Raw genomic sequence first — 19,280 nt, forward strand, 5'->3', positions numbered from 1 at the left:
CCGCCGCGGCGATGCTGGAGGTCGAGGTCATCGGGCTCGATGACGCGGAGCTGGAGGGCCTGACCGCGCTCGACGTCGAGGAGCTGTGCGGCCTCGCCTTCTCCTCAGCCGGGATCGAGGACGGCCACGTCGCCGTCGCGTTCGTCGACGCCGAGACGATCCGCGTGCTGAACCGCGACCACCGCGGCAGAGACGCTCCGACCGACGTGCTCTCCTTCCCGATCGACGGGGAGGACGGCGAGTGGGAGCAGATCCCGCCCGACCAGCGCGAGCTCGGCGACGTCGTGATCTGCCCGCCGCACACCGAGGACCTCAGCGAGGCGGTCGTCCACGGGGCGCTGCACCTGACCGGCATGGACCACGAGGTCGACGACGGCGAGATGCTCGCGCTCCAGGCCGAGCTGCTGCGGTGGATCCGCCCCTAGATGAGCAGCGAGCAGCCCACCACCCGCAGCGGCTTCGTCGTCCTCGCCGGACGGCCGAACGTCGGCAAGTCGACGCTGACGAACGCGATCGTCGGCGCCAAGGTCGCGATCGTCTCCGACAAGCCGCAGACGACCCGCCGCGCGATCCGCGGGGTCCGCACGACCCCCGCCCACCAGCTGATCCTCGTCGACCTGCCGGGCGTCCAGCGCCCGCGCGACGTGCTGACCGAGCGGATGCAGGGCCGGGTCGAGAGCGAGCTGCGCGACGCCGACGCGGCGCTGATGCTCGTCAACGCCGAGCAGGGGATCGGCCCCGGCGACCGCTTCATCGCCGCGCTGCTGAAGAGATCGCCGAAGCCGGTCGTGATCGCGGTCAACAAGATCGACCGCTGCGGCAAGGCCGAGACGGCGGCGGTCCTGCACGCCGCCGACGAGCTCGACGTCGCCGAGGCGATCTTCCCGATCTCCGCGCGGGCGGGGCGGGGGGTGGAGGCGCTCGTCGACCACCTCGCCGGCCTGCTGCCGGAGGGCCCGTTCTACTTCCCGCCCGACGAGCGCTCCGACCAGGCCGAGCACGTGCTGCTCGCCGAGCTGGTGCGCGAGCAGGTGCTGCGCCGCACCCGCCAGGAGGTCCCGCACGCGGTCGAGGTCGAGGTCGCCGAGATCGACGACGCCGACGAGGGCCTGATCTTCGTCCGCGCCGTCGCCTGGGTCGAGACCGATTCGCAGAAGGGGATCCTGATCGGCAGAGGCGGCCGGATGATCAGAGCGATCGGCACCGCCGCCCGCAGAGAGCTGGAGCGCGAGCTCGGCACGCGCGTCCATCTCGACCTCACCGTGCGCGTCCGCAAGAGCTGGCGCACCGACGAGCGCCTGCTCGACCGCCTGGGGATCGAGTAGCCGCGCGGTCAGCGCGCGCAGGACCCGTCAGGCGACGTACAATCCCTCGACCGATGCCCGATCTAGACATCGCGTTCGACGACAGGGGCCTCGTTCCGTGCGTGATGCAGGATTGGCGCACCGGCGAGGTCCTCACGCTCGCGTACATGAACGCAGAGGCCCTTCGCAAGACGCAGGAAACCGGAGAGATCCATTTCTGGAGCCGCTCGCGCGGCGAGCTGTGGCACAAGGGCGCGACCTCGGGCAACACGCAGAAGGTGCGCGCGCTGCGCGCCGACTGTGACCGCGACGCGATCGTCGCGCTCGTCGAGCCGGCCGGCCCCGCCTGCCACACCGGCGAGCGGACCTGCTTCTTCAACGGCGAGGTCGACACCGGCGCGCCCTACGAGGTGCTGCCGAGACTGGAGCGGACGATCGCCGCGCGCGCGAGCGAGCGGCCCGACGGCTCGTGGACGGCGAAGCTGCTCGCCGACCCGGCGCTGGCCGGCGCCAAGGTCGAGGAGGAGGCCGAGGAGGTCGTCCGCGCCGTCCGCGAGGAGAGCGACGAGCGGGTCGCCAACGAGGCCGCCGACGTGATCTACCACCTCACCGTGCTGCTGCGCACGCGCGGGCTGACGCTCGCCGACGCCGAGCGCGTGCTGGACGAGCGCAGTCGATGAGCTCCTCGACCCACACGACCGGCCTGCGCGTGACGCCGTCGCTCGACGAGGTGCGAGAGCTGGCGCGCGACCACACGCTGGTGCCGCTGCGCCACACCTTCGTCGACGACATCGAGACGCCCGTCTCCGCCTACCTGAAGCTGCGTGGCGAGGGCCCGTCGTTCCTGCTCGAGTCGGCCGAGCACGGCCGCATGGGCCGCTGGTCGTTCATCGGCTTCCGCCCGCGGCAGGTGCTGCGCTGGTCGCTCGGCGACGACGGCGACCCGTACGCGCTCGCGGCCGACGCGGTCGCGCGCGCCAGACAGGCGCAGACCCCCGGCCTGCCGCCGTTCTCGGGCGGCGCCGTCGGGATGTTCGGCTACGACCTCGTGCGGACCGTCGAGCCGCTCGGCGAGCCGAACCCCGACCCGGTCGGCCTGCCCGACCTGGCGCTGATGCTGACCGACGTGATCGTCGCCTTCGACCACCTCAGGCACGAGCTGCACGTGCTCGCCAACGTCGACGCCGAGGCCGACGACCTCGACGCCGCCTACGCCGCCGCCGTCGAGGCGATCGAGGAGGTGCGCTGGAAGCTGTCGGGGCCGGTCCCGCGGCCCGACCGGCCGCCGGCGCGCGAGGCCGACCGCGCCGTCGACTTCCAGAGCAACATGCCGCGCGAGCGGTTCGAGGGGATGGTCGAGCGGATCGTCGAGTACATCCACGCCGGCGACGCCTACCAGGTCGTCCCCTCGCAGCGCTGGTCGGCGCGGGTCGGGATGGAGGCGTTCTCGATCTTCCGCGGCCTGCGGGCGGTCAACCCCAGCCCGTACATGTACTTCCTCGACTTCGGCGACTTCGAGATCGCCGGCGCCAGCCCCGAGCCGCTGCTGACCGTCGGCGACGGGATCGTCCGCACCCGTCCGATCGCCGGCACCCGCCCGCGCGGCGCCGACGCCGAGGAGGACGCGCGGCTGGCGAGGGAGCTGCTCGCCGACGAGAAGGAGCGGGCAGAGCACGTGATGCTCGTCGACCTCGCCCGCAACGACGTCGGCCGCGTCAGCGAGTACGGCACCGTCAGCGTCGACGGCTACATGGAGATCGAGCACTACTCGCACGTGATGCACATCGTCTCGCGCGTCTCGGGCAAGCTGCGCGCGGGGATCGGCCCGCTCGACGCGCTGCGCTCGCTGCTGCCGGCCGGCACGCTCTCGGGCGCGCCGAAGGTCCGTGCGATGCAGATCATCGACGAGCTGGAGCCGGTCAAGCGCGGCGGCTACGGCGGCGCGATCGGCTACCTCTCCTACACGGGCGACCTCGACACCTGCATCCACATCCGCACCGTCGTCGTCAAGGACGGCGTCGCGCACGTGCAGGCCGGCGGCGGCACCGTCGCCGACGCGAAGCCCGACTACGAGTTCCGCGAGTCGGAGGCGAAGGCGCGCGCGGTGCGCCAGGCGATCGCGCTCGCGGCAGCCCAACCGGAGTGGCCGTGATGCGCGTCCTCGTCGTCGACAACTACGACTCGTTCACCTACAACCTCGTCCAGTACCTCGGCGAGCTGGGGGCGGAGGTCGAGGTCGTGCGCAACGACCACGCCAGCGTGGACGACCTCCTGCTGCGCGGCTACGATCGCGTGATCGTCTCGCCCGGCCCGTGCACACCCGACGAGTCCGGCATCTCGATCGAGGTGCTGCGCCGCTTCCCCGCCGCCGGGATCCCGGTCCTCGGCGTCTGCCTCGGCCATCAGGCGCTCGGGCAGGCCTACGGCGGCACGGTGATCCGCCACGAGCCGGTCCACGGCAAGACCGAGCCGGTCGAGCACGACGGCCGCACCGTCTTCGCGGGGCTGCCCTCGCCGCTGACCGTCGGGCGCTACCACTCGCTCGTCGTCGACGAGCGGCTGCCGGACGCGCTGGAGGTCTCGGCCCGCGGCGGCGGCGTGATCATGGCGCTGCGCCACAAGACGCTGCCGGCCGAGGGGATCCAGTTCCACCCCGAGTCGGTCCTCACCGACCACGGTCACGAGCTGCTGCGCAACTTCCTCTTCGGGGCGCGGCCGCTGCCGCGCACGGAGCCCGCCGCCGCCTGATGCCGTCCGGGGACCTGCTCACACGCGCGATCGACGCGCTCGCCTCGGGCGAGGACCTGAGCGCGGAGACGGCCGAGGCCGTCCTCAACGAGATCTGGAGCGGCAACGCCGACGACGTCCAGATCGCCGCCGTCCTGATCGCGCTGCGCACGAAGGGCGAGACGGTCGACGAGCTGACCGGGCTGGCGCGCACGATGCGCGCCTTCGCGACCCACGTCGAGATCGGCCGCGACGACCTGCTCGACGTCGTCGGCACCGGCGGCGGCAGACAGACCTTCAACGTCTCGACGACCGCCGCGCTGATCGCGGCCGGCGCCGGCTGCGCCGTCGCCAAGCACGGCAACCGCTCGGCGACGGGCAAGTCGGGCGCGGCCGACGTGCTCGAGGCGCTCGGCGCGCGGATCGACCTGCCGCCCGAGCGGGTCGCGCGCTGCGTCGAGGAGATCGGCTTCGGCTTCATGTTCGCGCCCCACCACCACGCGGCGATGCGCCACGTGATCCCCGTCCGCAGACAGCTGGCCGTCCGCACGGTGATGAACTTCCTCGGCCCGCTGACGAGCCCGGCCGGCGTCACCCGCCAGCTGACCGGGGTCGGCGACCGGCGCTACCACGAGACGATCGCGGGCGCCTTCGCGCAGCTCGGCGCCAAGCACGCGCTCGTCGTCTCCTCCGACGACGGGCTCGACGAGCTGTCGACGGTCGCGCCGACGCAGGTGATCGAGGTCCGCGACGGCGCGCTGTCGCACTGGACCGTCACGGCCGCCGACGTCGGGCTCGACGCCGCCTCCTACGAGGAGCTGACCGGCGGCGGGCCGGAGGAGAACGCGGCGATCGCCCGCGCGATCCTCGACGGCGAGCGCGGCGCGCCGCGCGACATCGCCGTCCTCAACGCCGGCGCCGGCGTCTACGCCAGCGGACGCGCCGAGAGCCTCGAGGCTGGCGTGCGCGCCGCAGAGGCGGCGATCGACTGCGGCGCCGCGCGCGAAACACTGGACCGATACGTGACCGCGACCCAGGAGCTGTCCCCGGCATGACCAACGTGCTCGACCGCATCGTCGACTCGACCCGACGCGACGTGGAGCACCGTCGGAATGAGGTCCCGCTCGCCGAGCTCGAGCGCTCGCTGCTCGGGCGCGGCGAGGACCGCCCGTTCGCCGAGGCGCTCGTCCACCCGGGGATCTCCGTGATCGCCGAGCACAAGCGGCGCTCGCCGTCGGCCGGCGCGATCCGCGAGGGCGCGACCGTCGAGGAGGTCGTCTGCGCCTACGAGCGCGCCGGCGCCGCGGCGCTGTCGGTGCTGACCGAGCACCACCACTTCGGCGGCTCGCTCGAGGACCTGCAGGCCGCGAAGGCCGCCGCCCGCCTGCCGGTGCTGCGCAAGGACTTCGTCGTCGACACCTACCAGGTCTACGAGTCGGCCGCCGTCGGTGCCGACGCGATCCTGCTGATCGTCGCCGCGCTCGACCCGAAGGAGCTGCAGCAGCTCCACGGCGAGGCGCTCGCGCTCGACCTCGACGTGCTCGTAGAGGTCCACGACGAGCGCGAGCTGGCGATCGCGCTGGAGCGGATCGACGCCGACGTGATCGGGATCAACAACCGCGACCTGACCGACTTCACCGTCGACGTGCAGCGGACCTTCGAGCTGCTCGCCGACATCCCGGCCGGCAAGACGGTCGTCTCGGAGTCGGGCATCTCGACCCGCGAGCAGCTCGACGAGCTCGAGCGCGTCGGCGTCGACGCCGTGCTGGTCGGCGAGGCGCTGATGCGCGCCGAGGACATCGAGTCCGCCTGCCGTGCGCTCACCCGCCACGGCGACGAGCCGTGATCGTTTAGCTCCGGTTCAGCGCCCGCGGCGAGACTGAGTGCTCGGATGAGAGCGTTCGTACGTTCCCCCTTCGTCTCTGCGCTCGCCGGTGGAACCGTGGTCGCGGTCGCGCTGCTCGCCTTCGGCGCCGTCGGGCGCGATCGCCCGACGACGATCATCGAGCAGACCGGCATGGGCGGCGGCACCACGACCGCCGAGAGCGCGATGACCGCGCACGCGATCTACGAGCGCGACGCGCCCGGCGTCGTCTTCGTCCGCGCCGACGACGCCTCGCCGGGCGCGACGATCTCGTCGCTGCACGACTCGGAGGCCTCCGGCACCGGCTTCGTGATCGACCGCGACGGGCACGTGCTGACCAACCAGCACCTCGTCGGCGACGCCAGGACCGTCCGCGTCAGCTTCGACGACGACGAGACGGTGACCGCGCGCGTGCTCGGCGCCGACGCCGCCAACGACCTCGCGCTGCTGAAGGTCGACCCGGCCGAGGTCGAGCTGCACCCGCTCGTGCTCGGCGACTCGACGACCGCGCGCGTCGGCGATCCGGTGATCGCGATCGGCAACCCGTTCGGACTGGCGCGCACGCTCACGACCGGCGTCGTCTCCGCGCTGCAGCGCCAGCTGACGGCGCCCAACGGCTTCACGATCCAGCACGTGATCCAGACCGACGCGCCGATCAACCCCGGCAGCTCCGGCGGGCCGCTGCTCGACGCCGAGGGGCGCGTGATCGGGATCACCTCGCAGGTCGCGACCGACCGCGAGGGCGGCAGCACCGGGATCGGCTTCGCGGTCCCGATCGACACCGCCAAGAGCAAGCTCGACGAGCTGAAGCGGACCGGCAGCGTCGTCCACGCCTACCTCGGCATCCGCGGCACGACGATCGGCGCCGAGCTGTCGGCCGCGATGCCGTCGAAGATCAGACGCGGCGTGCTCGTCCAGGTCGTGCTCGACGGCAGCCCGGCCGAGCGCGCCGGCCTGCGCGGCGGCTCGATCGAGAGCCAGGTCGACGGCGTCTCGGTGCTGATGGGCGGCGACGTGCTGACCTCGATCGACGGCCGCACGCTCACGTCGATGGAGCAGCTGACCGGCGAGATCGCCGATCGCAGAGCGGGTGACGAGATCCGCCTCGGCGTGCTGCGCGACGGCGAGGCGATGCAGCTGTCGATGCGCCTCGGCACCCAGCCGCGAAGCGCCCCGGACGCCGCCGAGACGCCGTAGCGGCGGCGGCGCTCGCCGGCCGCGCGCCGGGACCGTCGCCGACGCCCCGTCCGCCTCTCGACACCACTTAGGATGTGAGGCATGGCCACCAGGATCAAATACTGCGGAATCACCCGACTGGAAGACGCCGAGCACGCCGTGTCGCTCGACGCCTGGGCCGTGGGGCTGATCCTCTGGCCCGGCTCCGGCCGCTACTGCAGACCGGCCGACGCCGCCGCGATCGGCGCCGCGCTCCACCGCCGCGCCGAGGTCGCGGGCGTCTTCGTCAACGCCCACCTCGACCACGTCGTGGCGCGCGCGGAGGAGATCGGTCTCACGCTCGTGCAGCTGCACGGCGACGAGGGGCCGTCGTTCTGCACCGAGGTCGCCCGCCGCACCGGCGCGAAGGTGATCAAGGTGGCGCGCGTGCGCAACCGCGCCGACGTCGTCGCGCTGCGCGCCTTCCGCACCGACTACCACCTGCTCGACGCGTACGTCGCCGGCAGGCCGGGCGGGACGGGGGAGACGTTCGCGTGGGACCTGGTGAACGTCCACAGACGCGACCGGCCGGTGATCTTGAGCGGCGGCCTGACGCCGGACAACGTCGGCGACGCGATCGCCGCCGCCCACCCGTACGCGGTCGACGTCGCCAGCGGCGTCGAGCGCGCGCCGGGGATCAAGGACCACGCGCGGATGGACGCCTTCAGCGCCGCCGTCAGAGCCGCCGACGCCCGCGAGCAGCAGGGAGCCGCCGCATGATCGCCTCCGTCGAGCACCGCTTCGGCCCCTACGGCGGCCAGTACGTTCCCGAGACGCTGATGCCGGCGCTGGCCGAGCTGGAGGCGGCGTGGATCGACGCCAACAAGGACGTCGAGTACACCGGCCGCCTGCGCCAGCTGCTGACCGACTACGTCGGGCGCTCCTCGCCGCTCTACCTCGCCGAGCGTCTCAGCGAGGTCGTCGGCCGCCCGGTCTACCTCAAGCGCGAGGACCTCAACCACACCGGCGCGCACAAGATCAACAACGCGCTCGGGCAGGCGCTGCTCTGCAAGCGGATGGGCAAGCCGCGCGTGATCGCCGAGACCGGCGCCGGCCAGCACGGCGTCGCGACCGCGACCGCCTGCGCGCTGCTCGACCTCGAGTGCGTCGTCTACATGGGCACCGAGGACATGCGCCGCCAGAAGCCCAACGTCGAGCGGATGAAGCTGCTCGGCGCGACCGTCTCCCCGGTCGACGCCGGCACGCGCACGCTGAAGGAGGCGACCTCGGCCGCGATCCGCGACTGGGTCACCAACGTCGCCACGACCCACTACATCCTCGGCAGCGCCGCCGGCCCCTCGCCCTTCCCGTCGATCGTGCGCGAGCTCCAGCGCGTGATCGGCGACGAGGCGCGCGAGCAGATCCTCCAGAAGGAGGGCCGCCTGCCGGCGCGTGTGATCGCCTGCGTCGGCGGCGGCTCCAACGCGATCGGGATGTTCACCGCCTTCACCGGCGACAGAACGGTCGAGCTGGTCGGCGTCGAGGCGGCCGGCGAGGGGCTCGACACGCCCCGCCACGGCGCGCCGCTGACCAAGAACGCGAAGCCGGGGATCCTCCACGGCGCCTACTCGGCGCTGATGCAGGACGACGACGGGCAGATCCTCGAGGCCCACTCGATCTCGGCCGGCCTCGACTACCCGGGCGTCGGGCCCGAGCATGCGTGGCTGCGCGACACCGGCCGCGCCACCTACGTCGCCGTCACCGACGCGGAGGCGCTGGCCGCCTTCCAGCGGCTGGCGCGGCTGGAGGGCATCATCCCGGCGCTCGAGTCCTCCCACGCGCTCGCGTGGGTGCTGAAGAGCGAGGGGGAGAGCGACCTCGACCTCGTCTGCCTCTCGGGCCGCGGGGACAAGGACCTCGCGCAGGCGCTGGAGATGATCGGAGGCGGCGGCGCCGCGGAGGGCCAGGCATGAGCACGCAGACCCAGACGGGCGCCGAGCGGATCGCCGCGGCGTTCGCGAACAGCGGCAAGCGGGCGGCGCTGATGCCGTACCTGATGGGCGGCTTCCCGACGCTGGAGGGCTCGCGCGCGATCGGCGAGGCGTACGCCGACGGCGGCGCCGACCTGGTCGAGCTGGGCGTGCCGTTCTCCGACCCGCTCGCCGACGGGCCGGTGATCCACGCCGCCGGCACCAAGGCGCTCGCCGCCGGCGCGACGCTGGAGGGCGTGCTGGAGGTGGGCCGGGCGCTGTCGGAGCGGCTGCCGGTCGTGCTGATGGCCTACGCCAACCTCGTCTACGTGCGCGGCTTCGAGGCGTTCGCCGAGCTGCTGGTCGAGCACGGGATCAGCGGTCTGATCGTGCCCGACCTGCCGCTGGAGGAGGGGCCGGAGCTGCTCGGCGTCTGCGACGCGCGCGGGATCGCGCTCGTGCCGCTGGTCGCCCCGACGACCCCGGACGAGCGGTTCGCGCGGATCGGCGAGCGGGCGCGCGGCTTCCTCTACACCGTCTCGGTCACCGGCACGACCGGCGAGCGGGTCGCGCTCGACGACAGGCTCGGCGGCGTGCTGGCGCGCGCGAAGGCGTCGACGACCGTCCCGGTCGCCGTCGGCTTCGGCATCGGGACGCCCGCGCAGGCGGCCGCCGCCGCCGACGCCGGCGCGGCCGGCGTGATCGTCGGCAGCCGACTCGTGCGGGCGGCCGCGGAGGCCGACGACCCCGCCGCCGAGGTCCGCGCGCTGGTGAGCGCGATGGCCGACGCGCTGCGATAGCATCCGACGCCGACCATGCCTCTCGTTATCGCAACCACCACCGCCTTCTGCCTCTGGATCACCCTCTGGGCGATCGGCATCTCGGGCTTCGACGGTCTGCTGCTCTGCACCGCGATCGTCCTCATCGTCGCCGGCATCAGAGCGCTCGGCCAGTTCCTCCCGGGCGCCGACAGAAGACGCCTCCCGGGCCGCGCGAACGCGCCCCAGGGCGGCTGGTAAAGCAACGCTCGTCCCGGGCGACTTCGGGCCCCGGCACACATCGACCGGCCGCCTGAGCGCGGCCGGATCGTGGATGCTGGGCGCCGCCCGGCGAGCCGATCAGGCTGGGCGCCTTTGAGGCTTGCCGGGTGGCGCCCAGCGCTGCGAGGCGGTTCGCTCAGGCGGTCGCCAGCTACCCGAAGAAGGTTCGCGCCAGCTCGAGGTAGCGGAGGTCGATCGTCTTGATCCCCTCGACGTCGCTCAGCGGGACGCTCGTCATCTCGGTGCCCTTGAGCGCGACCATCCGGCCGGTCTCCCCGGCCATCACGAGGTCGGCGGCGGCGGCGCCGTAGCGGGTCGCCAGCATGCGGTCGGTCGCCGTCGGCGTCCCGCCGCGCTGGACGTGCCCGAGCGAGGTGACGCGCGTCTCGTAACCGGTCCGCTGCTCCAGCTCGTGCGCGAGCGCGGCGCCGATCCCGCCGAGGCGCGGGTAGCCGTACTGGTCGACGTCCTCGGAGGCGCGGATCAGTCTCCGCTCGCCGCTCTCGAACGCGAGCTGCGCGCCCTCGGCGACGACGATGATCGAGAAGTCCTTGCCGCGCTCGTGGCGGCGTGCGATCGCCGCCGAGATCTCCTCGACGGTCAGCTCCAGCTCGGGGATCAGGATCGCGTCGGCGCCGCCGGCGATGCCCGCGTAGACCGCGATCCAGCCGGTGTTGCGGCCCATCACCTCGAGGATCATCACGCGGTCGTGCGACTGCGCGGTCGTGTGGAGGCGGTCGATCGCGTCGGTCGCGACCTGCACGGCGGTGTCGAAGCCGAAGGTGTAGTCGGTGTGCGTGACGTCGTTGTCGATCGTCTTCGGCACGCCGACGACGGGGATCCCCAGCTCCTCCTGCACCCGCCGGGTGATCATCATCGTGTGCTCGCCGCCGATCGCGATCACCGCGTCGAGCGGGTCCTGCGTCTGCTGGCTCAAGACCTTCTCGACGCCGTGCTCCTCGCGGAACGGGTTGTAGTTCGAGGTCGAGAGGATCGTCCCGCCGAGGTGGAGGATGCCGGAGACGCTGCGCTGGTCCAGCTCGATCCAGTCGTGCTCGGCGAGCCCGCGATAGCCCCGGCGGAGGCCGATCGCCTCGTGTCCGTGGGTCATGAGGCGCCGCGCGGCGGCGCGGATGACGGCGTTGAGGCCGGGGCAGTCGCCGCCGGCGGTCAGGATTCCGACTCGCATTGCGCCAACCGTAGCCGGTGGTCTGGAGGCTGTCGACACGGCCCATGAGGTCCCGACGAACGGGGGGTGCGGCTGCCACTACCGCGCCGAAGCGGGCGCGTTCGTACAATCCGGCGCGCTTGGTCTCGCAGCCTCTCCACCGATCCGATCCCGCTCCACGACGCGGCGCGCGCGCGCTCGCCGCGCTGGTCCTCGCGGTCGTCGCGGTCGTGCTGGCCGGCTGCGGCGGGGAGGACCCGGCGCGCAGCGCCGTCAGCGGAACCGAGCTGAGGGTCTACAGCTCGATGCCGCTCGAAGGGCCCGACCGACAGGCCGCGCTCGACGTGCTGCGCGGCGAGCGGATCGCGCTCGCGGAGGCCGGCGGGCGCGTCGGCGACTACCGCGTCAGACTGGTCTCGCTCGACGCGGCGACCAAGGAGGCCGACCGCTGGGACCCGGCGCAGATCTCCGAGAACGCGCGCACGGCCGCGAAGGACCCGGCCGCCGTCGCCTACGTCGGCGAGTTCCACACCGGCTCCTCGGCGATCTCGGTGCCGCTGCTGAACGAGGCCGGCATCCTCCAGGTCAGCCCGATCGACTCGGCGATGGCGCTGACGCAGAGAACGCTGTCGGTGCCCGACTCGCCGGGGAAGTACTACCCCAAGGCGGAGGATTACGGCCGCACCTTCAAGCGCCTCGTCCCAGGCGACCAGACGCAGGCCGCGGCGCTGCTCGACTACATGCGCCGGCAGGGCGTCAGACGCCTGATGGTGCTCAGCGACGAGGACCCGACCGGGCTCGGCTACGCGATGACGCTGAGAAACCACGCGCGCAGATGGGGGATCGCGGTCGCCGGACGCGAGGACGTCGACCCCCATCAGAGAGATCCGCGCGACCTGATCGAGAAGATCGAGGAGGCGCGCGCCGACGCCGTCTTCTACGGCGGCGCGGCGCACGAGGGCGCGATCCGGCTGTGGCAGGACCTGTCGGTCGCCGCGCCGACGGTGAAGCTGTTCGCGCCCGGCTCGCTCGTCGACGGCCCGTTCATCGACGCGATCGGGGCGGCCGGCGGGGCGACCTACGTGACGCGCCCGTTCGTCGGCCTGCGCTCCTACCCGGAGCCGGCCGCCCGCTTCGTCCGCGCCTACGTGAAGCGCCACGGCACGCGCCCGACGACGGAGGCGCTCTACGGCTACGAGGCGATGTCGGCGATCCTCGCAGCGATCGAGGACGCTGCCGAGCAGGCCGGCGAGCAGCCGCTCGACCGCGCCGACGTCGTCAGGGCCTTCCGCGCGCTCAGACGCGAGGGGACGGTCCTCGGCGACTACGAGTTCCGCGCCAACGGCGACACGACGCTCCACCGCTACGGCGCCTACCGGGTGATCGGCGGGGAGCTGCGCTACGTCCACCGCCTCGACGCCTGAGGGGCTCAGCCCAGCGCGACCCGCAGCGCCTCGTCGAGGCCGGGGTGGCGGAAGGCGTGGCCGAGCTCCAGCGGACGCCGCGGCACGGCCCGCTGGCCGGTCGTCACGATCTGCTCCATCTCGCCGTAGAGGAGCTTCAGCGCCAGGCGCGGGACCGGCGCGACCGCCGGCCGGCGCAGCGCGCGGCCGAGCGCCCTGGAGAAGTCGGCGTTGGTGACCGGCTCCGGCGCGCTGCCGTTGAGCGGTCCGCTCCACGCCGCTCCGCCGTCGAGCGCGGCGAGGTAGAGGCCGACGAGGTCGTCGAGCGCGATCCACGGCATCCACTGCCGCCCGCCGGCGACCGGCCCGCCGACGCCGAGCTTGAACGGCGGCAGCATCTTCGCCAGCGCGCCGCCGCGGGCGTCGAGCACGACCCCGGTCCGCACCAGCGCGACGCGCACGCCGTGGCGCTCGGCCGCCGTCGCGGCCCGCTCCCAGGCGACGCAGACGCCGGCGAGGAAGTCGCTGCCGGGCGCGGTCGCCTCGTCGACCTGCTCGTCGCCGCGCGGGCCGTAGTAGCCGACCCCGGATGCCGAGACGAGCACCGCCGGCCGCGGCTCGGCCGCTGCCAGCCCCTCGACGAGGTGGGCGGTGCCGCGCTCGCGGCTGTCGCGGATCCGGCGCTTCGCGTCGTCGCTCCAGCGCTGCGCGACCGGCTCGCCGGCGAGGTGGACGACGCCGTCGCGGCCGGCGATAGCGGCGGCGGGCGCCGGCCCGGCGAGCGGGTCCCACGCGACCGCCTCGACCGCCGCGCCGAGGCGCTCGCGCGCCCGCCCCGGGTCGCGCGTGAGGACGGTCACCTCGTCGCCGCGGGCCGTCAGGGCCGCGACCAGCTCGGAGCCGATCAGCCCCGTCGCTCCCGTCACCGTCACGCGCATCGCGTCCTCCGTCCTCGCCGGTTCCCGTTGCGTGGAGGGTACGACGCGCGGGGCGCCGCGAAACCGCGGCGCCCTGTCGCGGGCGCTCTCAGCCCGCCGCGACGTGCAGCTCGTCGGTCGGCGCGTAGCCGACCTCGGTGCCCGCGACGGCCGCCTCGCCGTCGGCGCGCGCCGCCCGCTTGACCGCCTCGGCGACGGCCGGCGCGACGTCGCGGTTGAAGACCGACGGGACGATGTAGTCCTCGCGCAGCTCCTCTTCGGGGACGATGTCGGCGATCGCCTGCGCGGCCGCCTGCTTCATCGCCTCGGTGATCTGCGGCGCGCGCACGTCGAGCGCGCCGCGGAAGATCCCCGGGAAGCAGAGCACGTTGTTGATCTGGTTGGGGTAGTCGGAGCGGCCGGTCGCCATCACCCGCACGAACGGCGCCGCCTCCTCGGGCGTCACCTCGGGGTTGGGGTTGGCCATCGCGAAGACGATCGCGTCGCGGTTCATCCGCGCGAGCGCCTCGGCCGGCATCACCCGCGCGCCGGAGACGCCGACGAACAGGTCCATCCCGTCGATCACGTCCCCGGGCCGGCCGGACAGCCGCTCGGGGTTGGTCTGCTCGGCGTACCAGCGCTTGACCGCGTTCATCGTGCCGTCGAGGTAGTCGGCGCGGTCGACGTGGACGGCGCCCTTGGAGTCGCAGCCGACGATCTCGGTGACGCCGGCCGACTGGAGGATTCTCGTGACCGCGACGCCGGCGGCGCCGAGGCCGGTGACGAGCACGCGCATCTCGCTCAGCTTCCGCCCGGTCAGCTTCGCGGCGTTGATCAGCGCGGCGAGCGTGACGACGGCGGTGCCGTGCTGGTCGTCGTGGAAGACGGGGATGTCGAGCTCGGCGGCGAGCCGGTCCTCGATCTCGAAGCAGCGCGGCGCGGAGATGTCCTCGAGGTTGATGCCGCCGAAGGTGGGGGCGAGCGCCTTCACGATCGAGACGATCTCGTCGGGGTCGGTCGTGTCGAGGCAGATCGGGAAGGCGTCGACCTCCGCGAACTCCTTGAAGAGGACGGCCTTGCCCTCCATCACCGGCATCGCCGCGGCCGGGCCGATGTCGCCGAGGCCGAGCACCGCGGTGCCGTCGGAGACGACCGCCACGGTGTTGCGCTTGATCGTGTACTGGAAGGCCTTGTCGGGATCCTCCGCGATCGCCTCGCAGACGCGCGCGACGCCCGGCGTGTACGCCATCGAGAGGTCGTCGCGGGTCTTCAGCGGCGACTTCGAGTGCAGCTCGATCTTGCCGCCAAGGTGCATCTGGAAGGTGCGGTCGGTCGTGTCGAGCACGCGCGTGCCGTCGACCCCCTCGATCGCCGCGACGATCCCGGCCCACTCCGACTCCTCGGAGCAGATCGCCGTGATGTCGCGCACCGCGTGGTCGTCCTCGACCGCGACGATGTCGATCGCGCCGATCGTCCCGCCGGCGTCGCCGATCGCCGTGGCTACGCGTCCGAGCATCCCGGGACGGTCCGCGATCTGGACGCGGATCGTGAGGGAGAACTGGGCGCTCGGCGAGGTCGGCATGGGTGCAATGGCCTCCATCGTGGAAATGACGGCGAAGATCATACCGTCATTCGGGTTGCGGTTTCCGCAGGGCGGAACGAACGGGTCGCCGGTTTCCACGCCGCCAAGGTCCCTACTCTTCCATGGCCGATGGCCAGCACCTCCGACACGCACGACGAGCTGTTCCTGATCGACGGGAACTCGCTCGCGTACCGCGCCTTCTTCGCGCTCCCCGAGTCGATCGCGACCTCGACCGGCTTCCCGACCAACGCGATCTTCGGCTTCGCCTCGATGCTGGTCAAGATCCTGACCGAGTACGGCCCGAGAGCGACGATCGTCGCCTGGGACCGCGGCCACTCCGGCCGCAGGGAGGTCTACTCCGACTACAAGGCGCAGCGCTCCTCGCGCCCGGACCTGTTCAAGCAGCAGTGGCCGCACCTGGAGCCGCTGGTCGAGAGCTTCGGCTACACGAACGTCTCGCTGGAGGGCTACGAGGCCGACGACGTGATCGCGACGCTCGCCGAGCAGGCGAAGGCGAAGCGGATCCCGGTCAAGATCGTCACCGGCGACCGCGACTCGTTCCAGCTGGTCGACGACGGCGTCGAGATCATGGCGACGGCGCGGGGGATCACGGAGACGAGAACGTACGACCGCCAGGGCGTGATCGACCGCTACGGCATCCCGCCGGAGCTGGTGCCCGACTTCATCGGCCTGAAGGGCGACACCTCCGACAACATCCCGGGCGTCCCCGGGATCGGCGACAAGACCGCCGCCCAGCTGCTGCAGGAGTACGGGAACCTCGAGGGGGTGCTGGAGAACGCCGGGGCGATCAGAGCGAGAAGACGGCGCGAGAACCTGATCGCCCACGCCGAGGACGCGCGCATCTCCAAGCAGCTCGCGACGATGCGGCGCGACCTTCCGGTCGAGATCGACCTCGCAGCGATCGCCGGCGCCGAGCCCGACCGCTCGAGACTGCGCGAGACCTTCCGCGAGTTCGAGCTGCGCGACCCGCTGCGGCGGCTGGAGGAGGTCCTCGGCGAAGGCGACGCCGCCGCGCCGCGGCCGGCCTCCGAGCGGACGCTGACGGCGAAGGTGCGCGACGGCGCGACCCCCGCGGAGGTCGCCGCGCTGGCGCCGGCCGGCGCCGAGGTGGCGCTCGCGGCGCGGGCGCCGGAGAAGCCCGACGACGCCCTCTTCGGCGAGAGCGAGGCGTGGCGGTTCGGCGCCTACGCCGGCGGGGAGGAGGCGCTCGCCGGCGACTGCGGCGCCGACGGCGCCGGTCCGGACTCGCTCGCGGAGGCGCTCGGCGACCGGCCGGCGATCGCCCACGACGCGAAGGCGCTGCAGGCCGTCCCGGAGCGGCTCGCGCACGACACCCTGATCGCCGCCTATCTGCTCGACCCCGCGCGGCGCGCCTACCCGCTCGACGAGCTGACCGAGGAGCGCGGGATCGGCGCCGACGTCGAGGACGCGGCCGCGGCCGACGCGCTGCGCGTCCACGCGCTCGCCGCCGCCCAGCGGCCGCAGCTGGAGGAGCGGGAGCTGGTCGAGCTGTTCGAGCAGGTCGAGCTGCCGCTCGTGCGGGTGCTGCGGCAGATGGAGGTCGCCGGCCTGAAGCTCGACAAGACGCTGCTGGCGACGATCCGCACGCGCGTCCAGGACGAGGTGCGCGAGCTGGAGCAGGAGATCTTCTCGCTGACCGGCGAGGAGTTCATGATCGGCTCGCCGCAGCAGCTCGGCCAGGTGCTGTTCGAGAAGCTCGGCCTGTCGAGAAAGAGACGCGGCAAGACCGGCTACTCGACCGACGCCCGCGTCCTGCAGGCGATCCGCCACGAGCACCCGGTGATCGAGAAGATCGAGCGCTGGCGCGAGCTCACGAAGCTCGAGTCGACCTATCTCGCCGCGCTGCCGGAGCTGACCGACGCGCGCGACCGCATCCACACGACCTTCAGCCAGGTCGTCGCCGCGACCGGCCGGCTCTCGTCGACCAATCCGAACCTGCAGAACATCCCGATCCGCACGTCGCTCGGGCGTGAGATCCGTGCATGCTTCGTCGCCGAGCCGGGCAACGTGCTGATCTCCGCCGACTACTCGCAGGTCGAGCTGCGCGTGCTCGCGCACATCGCCGGCGAGGAGGTGCTGAAGGAGATCTTCCGCCGTGGCGAGGACGTCCACACCGCAACCGCAGCCGCGATCCTTGGCGTCGACCCCGAGCAGCTCGACGCCGGCTCGCGCTCGAAGGCGAAGATGGTCAACTACGGGATCGTCTACGGCCTCTCCGCCTACGGCCTCGCCGACCGCCTGCAGATCCCGCGCGAGGAGGCGCAGGAGTTCATCGACCGCTACCTCGACGGGTTCCCGGCCGTGAAGCAGTTCATCGCCGACACGATCGAGCAGGCGACCGACCAGGGCTACGTGACGACGCTGATGGGCCGCCGCCGCCAGATCCCCGAGCTGCGCGCGCGCAACTTCCAGATGCGCCAGCTCGGCGAGCGGCTCGCGGTCAACACCGTCATCCAGGGCACGGCGGCCGATGTCATCAAGCTGGCGATGGTCAACGCCGACCACGCGCTGAGAGCGTCGGGGCTGCAGACGAGGCTGATCCTGCAGATCCACGACGAGCTGCTGTTCGAGGGGCCGGCCGAGGAGGCCGAGCGGGCGCGCGACCTCGTCGTCCCGCAGATGGTCGACGCGCTCGAGCTCGACCCGCCGCTCGTCGTCGACGCGGGCATCGGGCCCAACTGGCTGGACGCGAAGTGAGCGGCACGCCGCCGATCCTTCCCGACCCCGCACCACCGCCCCCGCCACCTCCGCCTGCCCAGCCGCCGACCGGCTTCGACCTCGGCGTGCGCACGATCGTGCGCACCGTCCTGGTCGTGCTGGTCGTGGTCGGCGTGCTCTACCTGCTGTGGCTGCTGCGCAAGCCGATCAGCTGGATGGTGATCGCGACCTTCATCGCGGTCGCGCTGTCGGGGCCGGTCAACCTGATGAGCCGGAAGCTGCCGCGCGGGATCGCGATCCTGCTCGCCTACCTCGGCCTGGTGCTGATCCCGATCGGGGTGGCGGCGATCGTCGTGCCGCCGCTCGTGCGCGAGGCGACCAACCTCGCCAACGACGTGCCCGGCTACGTCCAGGACCTGCAGAGATGGGTCAACGACAACGAGCGGCTGAAGGACCTCGACCGCGAGTACAACATCGTCGACAAGCTCAGAGAGCGGGCCGAGGAGCTGCCGTCGCACCTCGACGACGCCGCCGGGACGCTGTCGAACGTCGGCGGGACGATCGTCGGCTCGCTGTTTGCGGCGTTCAACATCCTGATCCTCAGCATCTTCATGGTCGCCAGCGGGCGAAGATGGGTCGACCGCGCGATCGGCTTCGCCAGACCGGAGCACGCGCCGCGGATCAGACGGGCGGTCGACCGGATCGGCATCGCGGTCGGCAACTACGTCGGCGGGGCGATGCTGCAGGCGACGATCGCCGGCGTCACGACCTTCCTCGTCCTGACGATCCTCGGCGTGCCGTTCGCGGCGCCGCTGGCGGTGCTGGTCGCGCTGTTCGACCTCGTGCCGCTCGTCGGCGCGACGATCGCCGCCGTGCTCGTCGGGATCGTGACGATCTTCCACGACTTCCCCGTCGCGACGATCGTCTGGGCGATCTGGGCGATCGTCTACCAGCAGGTCGAGAACACGATGATCCAGCCGCAGATCCAGAGACGGGCGGTCGAGATCCACGCATTCGCCGTGCTCGTCTCGGTCCTCTTCGGGGCGACGCTGTTCGGCATCGTGGGCGCGCTGCTCGCGATCCCGGTCGCCGCCTCGATCCAGATCGCGCTGCGAGAGTGGCTCGACTACCGCAGAGCGTCGGGCGTCGAGCTGCCGCCCGGCGTCGACAGGCCCGAGCCGCCCGATCCGCCGGGCGGCGAGCCGCCGGCGAAGCTCGACCTGCCGCCGGCGGCCTGAGCGGCCGGCCTCGCCAAGCGGGTCTGCTCGCCGGGCCGGGCGCGCTCGTCCGGCGCCGGGCCGCGCGCCGGGCCGGCGGGCGCGTCTTCCTCCAAGCGGGTCTGCTCGCCGGATCGGGCGCGCTCGTCCGTCGCCGCGCCGCGCCCGGGTCCGCCGGGAGCGTCTCCTCCAAGCGGGTCTGCTCGCCGGCGCGACCTCCTACGATCGGGGCG

At 72.7% G+C, this 19,280-nt stretch carries 18 protein-coding genes; 15 read left to right on the plus strand and 3 right to left on the minus strand.

What is annotated here, in order from left to right; all coding sequences use genetic code 11:
• The first annotated feature begins 11 nt into the window (after window positions 1–11).
• From ybeY to BDZ31_RS17790, 12 genes are all read left to right on the plus strand, one after another.
• Window positions 12–425, plus strand: coding sequence for an rRNA maturation RNase YbeY (gene ybeY, locus BDZ31_RS17735; RefSeq protein WP_183343690.1), 414 nt, complete (start codon window positions 12–14; stop codon window positions 423–425).
• Window positions 426–1,325, plus strand: a complete 900-nt coding sequence (gene era, locus BDZ31_RS17740) for a GTPase Era (protein WP_183343691.1) — start codon at window positions 426–428, stop codon at window positions 1,323–1,325.
• A 53-nt stretch (window positions 1,326–1,378) separates the two neighbouring features.
• Window positions 1,379–1,984: a bifunctional phosphoribosyl-AMP cyclohydrolase/phosphoribosyl-ATP diphosphatase HisIE gene (gene hisIE, locus BDZ31_RS17745; protein ID WP_183343692.1), complete on the plus strand. Its 606-nt coding sequence runs from the start codon at window positions 1,379–1,381 to the stop codon at window positions 1,982–1,984.
• A complete protein-coding gene (gene trpE / locus BDZ31_RS17750) occupies window positions 1,981–3,456 on the plus strand; it encodes an anthranilate synthase component I (RefSeq protein WP_183343693.1) in 1,476 nt (491 codons plus the stop codon). Before hisIE ends, trpE begins: the two co-directional genes overlap by 4 nt.
• On the plus strand, window positions 3,456–4,052 hold the full coding sequence (locus tag BDZ31_RS17755) for an anthranilate synthase component II (protein ID WP_183343694.1): 597 nt from the start codon (window positions 3,456–3,458) through the stop codon (window positions 4,050–4,052). The genes trpE and BDZ31_RS17755 overlap by 1 nt, the downstream gene beginning before the upstream one ends.
• Window positions 4,052–5,086, plus strand: coding sequence for an anthranilate phosphoribosyltransferase (gene trpD / locus BDZ31_RS17760; protein ID WP_183343695.1), 1,035 nt, complete (start codon window positions 4,052–4,054; stop codon window positions 5,084–5,086). The genes BDZ31_RS17755 and trpD overlap by 1 nt, the downstream gene beginning before the upstream one ends.
• Window positions 5,083–5,877, plus strand: coding sequence for an indole-3-glycerol phosphate synthase TrpC (trpC, locus tag BDZ31_RS17765; RefSeq protein WP_183343696.1), 795 nt, complete (start codon window positions 5,083–5,085; stop codon window positions 5,875–5,877). The genes trpD and trpC overlap by 4 nt, the downstream gene beginning before the upstream one ends.
• Before the next feature lie 45 nt (window positions 5,878–5,922).
• On the plus strand, window positions 5,923–7,092 hold the full coding sequence (locus tag BDZ31_RS17770; protein WP_183343697.1) for a S1C family serine protease: 1,170 nt from the start codon (window positions 5,923–5,925) through the stop codon (window positions 7,090–7,092).
• Window positions 7,093–7,173: 81 nt separating this feature from the next.
• On the plus strand, window positions 7,174–7,830 hold the full coding sequence (locus tag BDZ31_RS17775) for a phosphoribosylanthranilate isomerase (protein ID WP_183343698.1): 657 nt from the start codon (window positions 7,174–7,176) through the stop codon (window positions 7,828–7,830).
• Window positions 7,827–9,023: a tryptophan synthase subunit beta gene (gene trpB / locus BDZ31_RS17780; protein WP_183343699.1), complete on the plus strand. Its 1,197-nt coding sequence runs from the start codon at window positions 7,827–7,829 to the stop codon at window positions 9,021–9,023. The genes BDZ31_RS17775 and trpB overlap by 4 nt, the downstream gene beginning before the upstream one ends.
• Window positions 9,020–9,820, plus strand: a complete 801-nt coding sequence (gene trpA / locus BDZ31_RS17785) for a tryptophan synthase subunit alpha (protein ID WP_183343700.1) — start codon at window positions 9,020–9,022, stop codon at window positions 9,818–9,820. The genes trpB and trpA overlap by 4 nt, the downstream gene beginning before the upstream one ends.
• A 15-nt stretch (window positions 9,821–9,835) precedes the next feature.
• Entirely contained in the window at window positions 9,836–10,039 is a 204-nt protein-coding gene (locus BDZ31_RS17790; RefSeq protein WP_183343701.1) for a hypothetical protein, read from the plus strand.
• 172 nt (window positions 10,040–10,211) lie between these two features.
• Here BDZ31_RS17790 and BDZ31_RS17795 read toward each other — a convergent pair whose 3' ends face one another.
• A complete protein-coding gene (locus BDZ31_RS17795; protein ID WP_183343702.1) occupies window positions 10,212–11,249 on the minus strand; it encodes a 6-phosphofructokinase in 1,038 nt (345 codons plus the stop codon).
• A gap of 119 nt (window positions 11,250–11,368) precedes the next feature.
• Here BDZ31_RS17795 and BDZ31_RS17800 point away from each other — a divergent pair, with 119 nt between their 5' ends.
• A complete protein-coding gene (locus tag BDZ31_RS17800; RefSeq protein WP_183343703.1) occupies window positions 11,369–12,652 on the plus strand; it encodes a branched-chain amino acid ABC transporter substrate-binding protein in 1,284 nt (427 codons plus the stop codon).
• A gap of 5 nt (window positions 12,653–12,657) precedes the next feature.
• On the opposite strand, the gene BDZ31_RS17805 is transcribed toward BDZ31_RS17800, so the two are convergent.
• Complete coding sequence (locus BDZ31_RS17805) at window positions 12,658–13,569, minus strand: TIGR01777 family oxidoreductase (RefSeq protein WP_183343704.1); 912 nt, start codon at window positions 13,567–13,569, stop codon at window positions 12,658–12,660.
• An 88-nt stretch (window positions 13,570–13,657) separates the two neighbouring features.
• A complete protein-coding gene (locus BDZ31_RS17810) occupies window positions 13,658–15,130 on the minus strand; it encodes an NAD-dependent malic enzyme (protein WP_183343705.1) in 1,473 nt (490 codons plus the stop codon).
• 129 nt (window positions 15,131–15,259) lie between these two features.
• Here BDZ31_RS17810 and polA point away from each other — a divergent pair, with 129 nt between their 5' ends.
• Both polA and BDZ31_RS17820 read left to right on the plus strand, forming a co-directional pair.
• A complete protein-coding gene (polA, locus tag BDZ31_RS17815) occupies window positions 15,260–17,869 on the plus strand; it encodes a DNA polymerase I (protein WP_183343706.1) in 2,610 nt (869 codons plus the stop codon).
• Window positions 17,866–19,068, plus strand: coding sequence for an AI-2E family transporter (locus BDZ31_RS17820; protein ID WP_183343707.1), 1,203 nt, complete (start codon window positions 17,866–17,868; stop codon window positions 19,066–19,068). The genes polA and BDZ31_RS17820 overlap by 4 nt, the downstream gene beginning before the upstream one ends.
• The last annotated feature ends 212 nt before the right edge of the window (window positions 19,069–19,280 follow it).

Origin of the sequence: Conexibacter arvalis (assembly GCF_014199525.1) — a bacterium.
GTDB classification, from domain to species: domain Bacteria; phylum Actinomycetota; class Thermoleophilia; order Solirubrobacterales; family Solirubrobacteraceae; genus Conexibacter; species Conexibacter arvalis.

What these genes read in the sequence shown, in the direction of transcription:
- BDZ31_RS17810 (WP_183343705.1), bottom strand. Translation starts at nt 15,130, where the DNA reads ATGCCGACCTCGCCGAGCGCCCAGTTCTCCCTCACGATCCGCGTCCAG.
- trpD (WP_183343695.1), top strand. Translation starts at nt 4,052, where the DNA reads ATGCCGTCCGGGGACCTGCTCACACGCGCGATCGACGCGCTCGCCTCG.
- trpB (WP_183343699.1), top strand. Translation starts at nt 7,827, where the DNA reads ATGATCGCCTCCGTCGAGCACCGCTTCGGCCCCTACGGCGGCCAGTAC.
- trpE (WP_183343693.1), top strand. Translation starts at nt 1,981, where the DNA reads ATGAGCTCCTCGACCCACACGACCGGCCTGCGCGTGACGCCGTCGCTC.
- BDZ31_RS17770 (WP_183343697.1), top strand. Translation starts at nt 5,923, where the DNA reads ATGAGAGCGTTCGTACGTTCCCCCTTCGTCTCTGCGCTCGCCGGTGGA.
- polA (WP_183343706.1), top strand. Translation starts at nt 15,260, where the DNA reads ATGGCCAGCACCTCCGACACGCACGACGAGCTGTTCCTGATCGACGGG.
- BDZ31_RS17795 (WP_183343702.1), bottom strand. Translation starts at nt 11,249, where the DNA reads ATGCGAGTCGGAATCCTGACCGCCGGCGGCGACTGCCCCGGCCTCAAC.
- BDZ31_RS17755 (WP_183343694.1), top strand. Translation starts at nt 3,456, where the DNA reads ATGCGCGTCCTCGTCGTCGACAACTACGACTCGTTCACCTACAACCTC.
- ybeY (WP_183343690.1), top strand. Translation starts at nt 12, where the DNA reads ATGCTGGAGGTCGAGGTCATCGGGCTCGATGACGCGGAGCTGGAGGGC.
- hisIE (WP_183343692.1), top strand. Translation starts at nt 1,379, where the DNA reads ATGCCCGATCTAGACATCGCGTTCGACGACAGGGGCCTCGTTCCGTGC.
- BDZ31_RS17775 (WP_183343698.1), top strand. Translation starts at nt 7,174, where the DNA reads ATGGCCACCAGGATCAAATACTGCGGAATCACCCGACTGGAAGACGCC.
- trpA (WP_183343700.1), top strand. Translation starts at nt 9,020, where the DNA reads ATGAGCACGCAGACCCAGACGGGCGCCGAGCGGATCGCCGCGGCGTTC.
- BDZ31_RS17805 (WP_183343704.1), bottom strand. Translation starts at nt 13,569, where the DNA reads ATGCGCGTGACGGTGACGGGAGCGACGGGGCTGATCGGCTCCGAGCTG.
- era (WP_183343691.1), top strand. Translation starts at nt 426, where the DNA reads ATGAGCAGCGAGCAGCCCACCACCCGCAGCGGCTTCGTCGTCCTCGCC.
- trpC (WP_183343696.1), top strand. Translation starts at nt 5,083, where the DNA reads ATGACCAACGTGCTCGACCGCATCGTCGACTCGACCCGACGCGACGTG.
- BDZ31_RS17790 (WP_183343701.1), top strand. Translation starts at nt 9,836, where the DNA reads ATGCCTCTCGTTATCGCAACCACCACCGCCTTCTGCCTCTGGATCACC.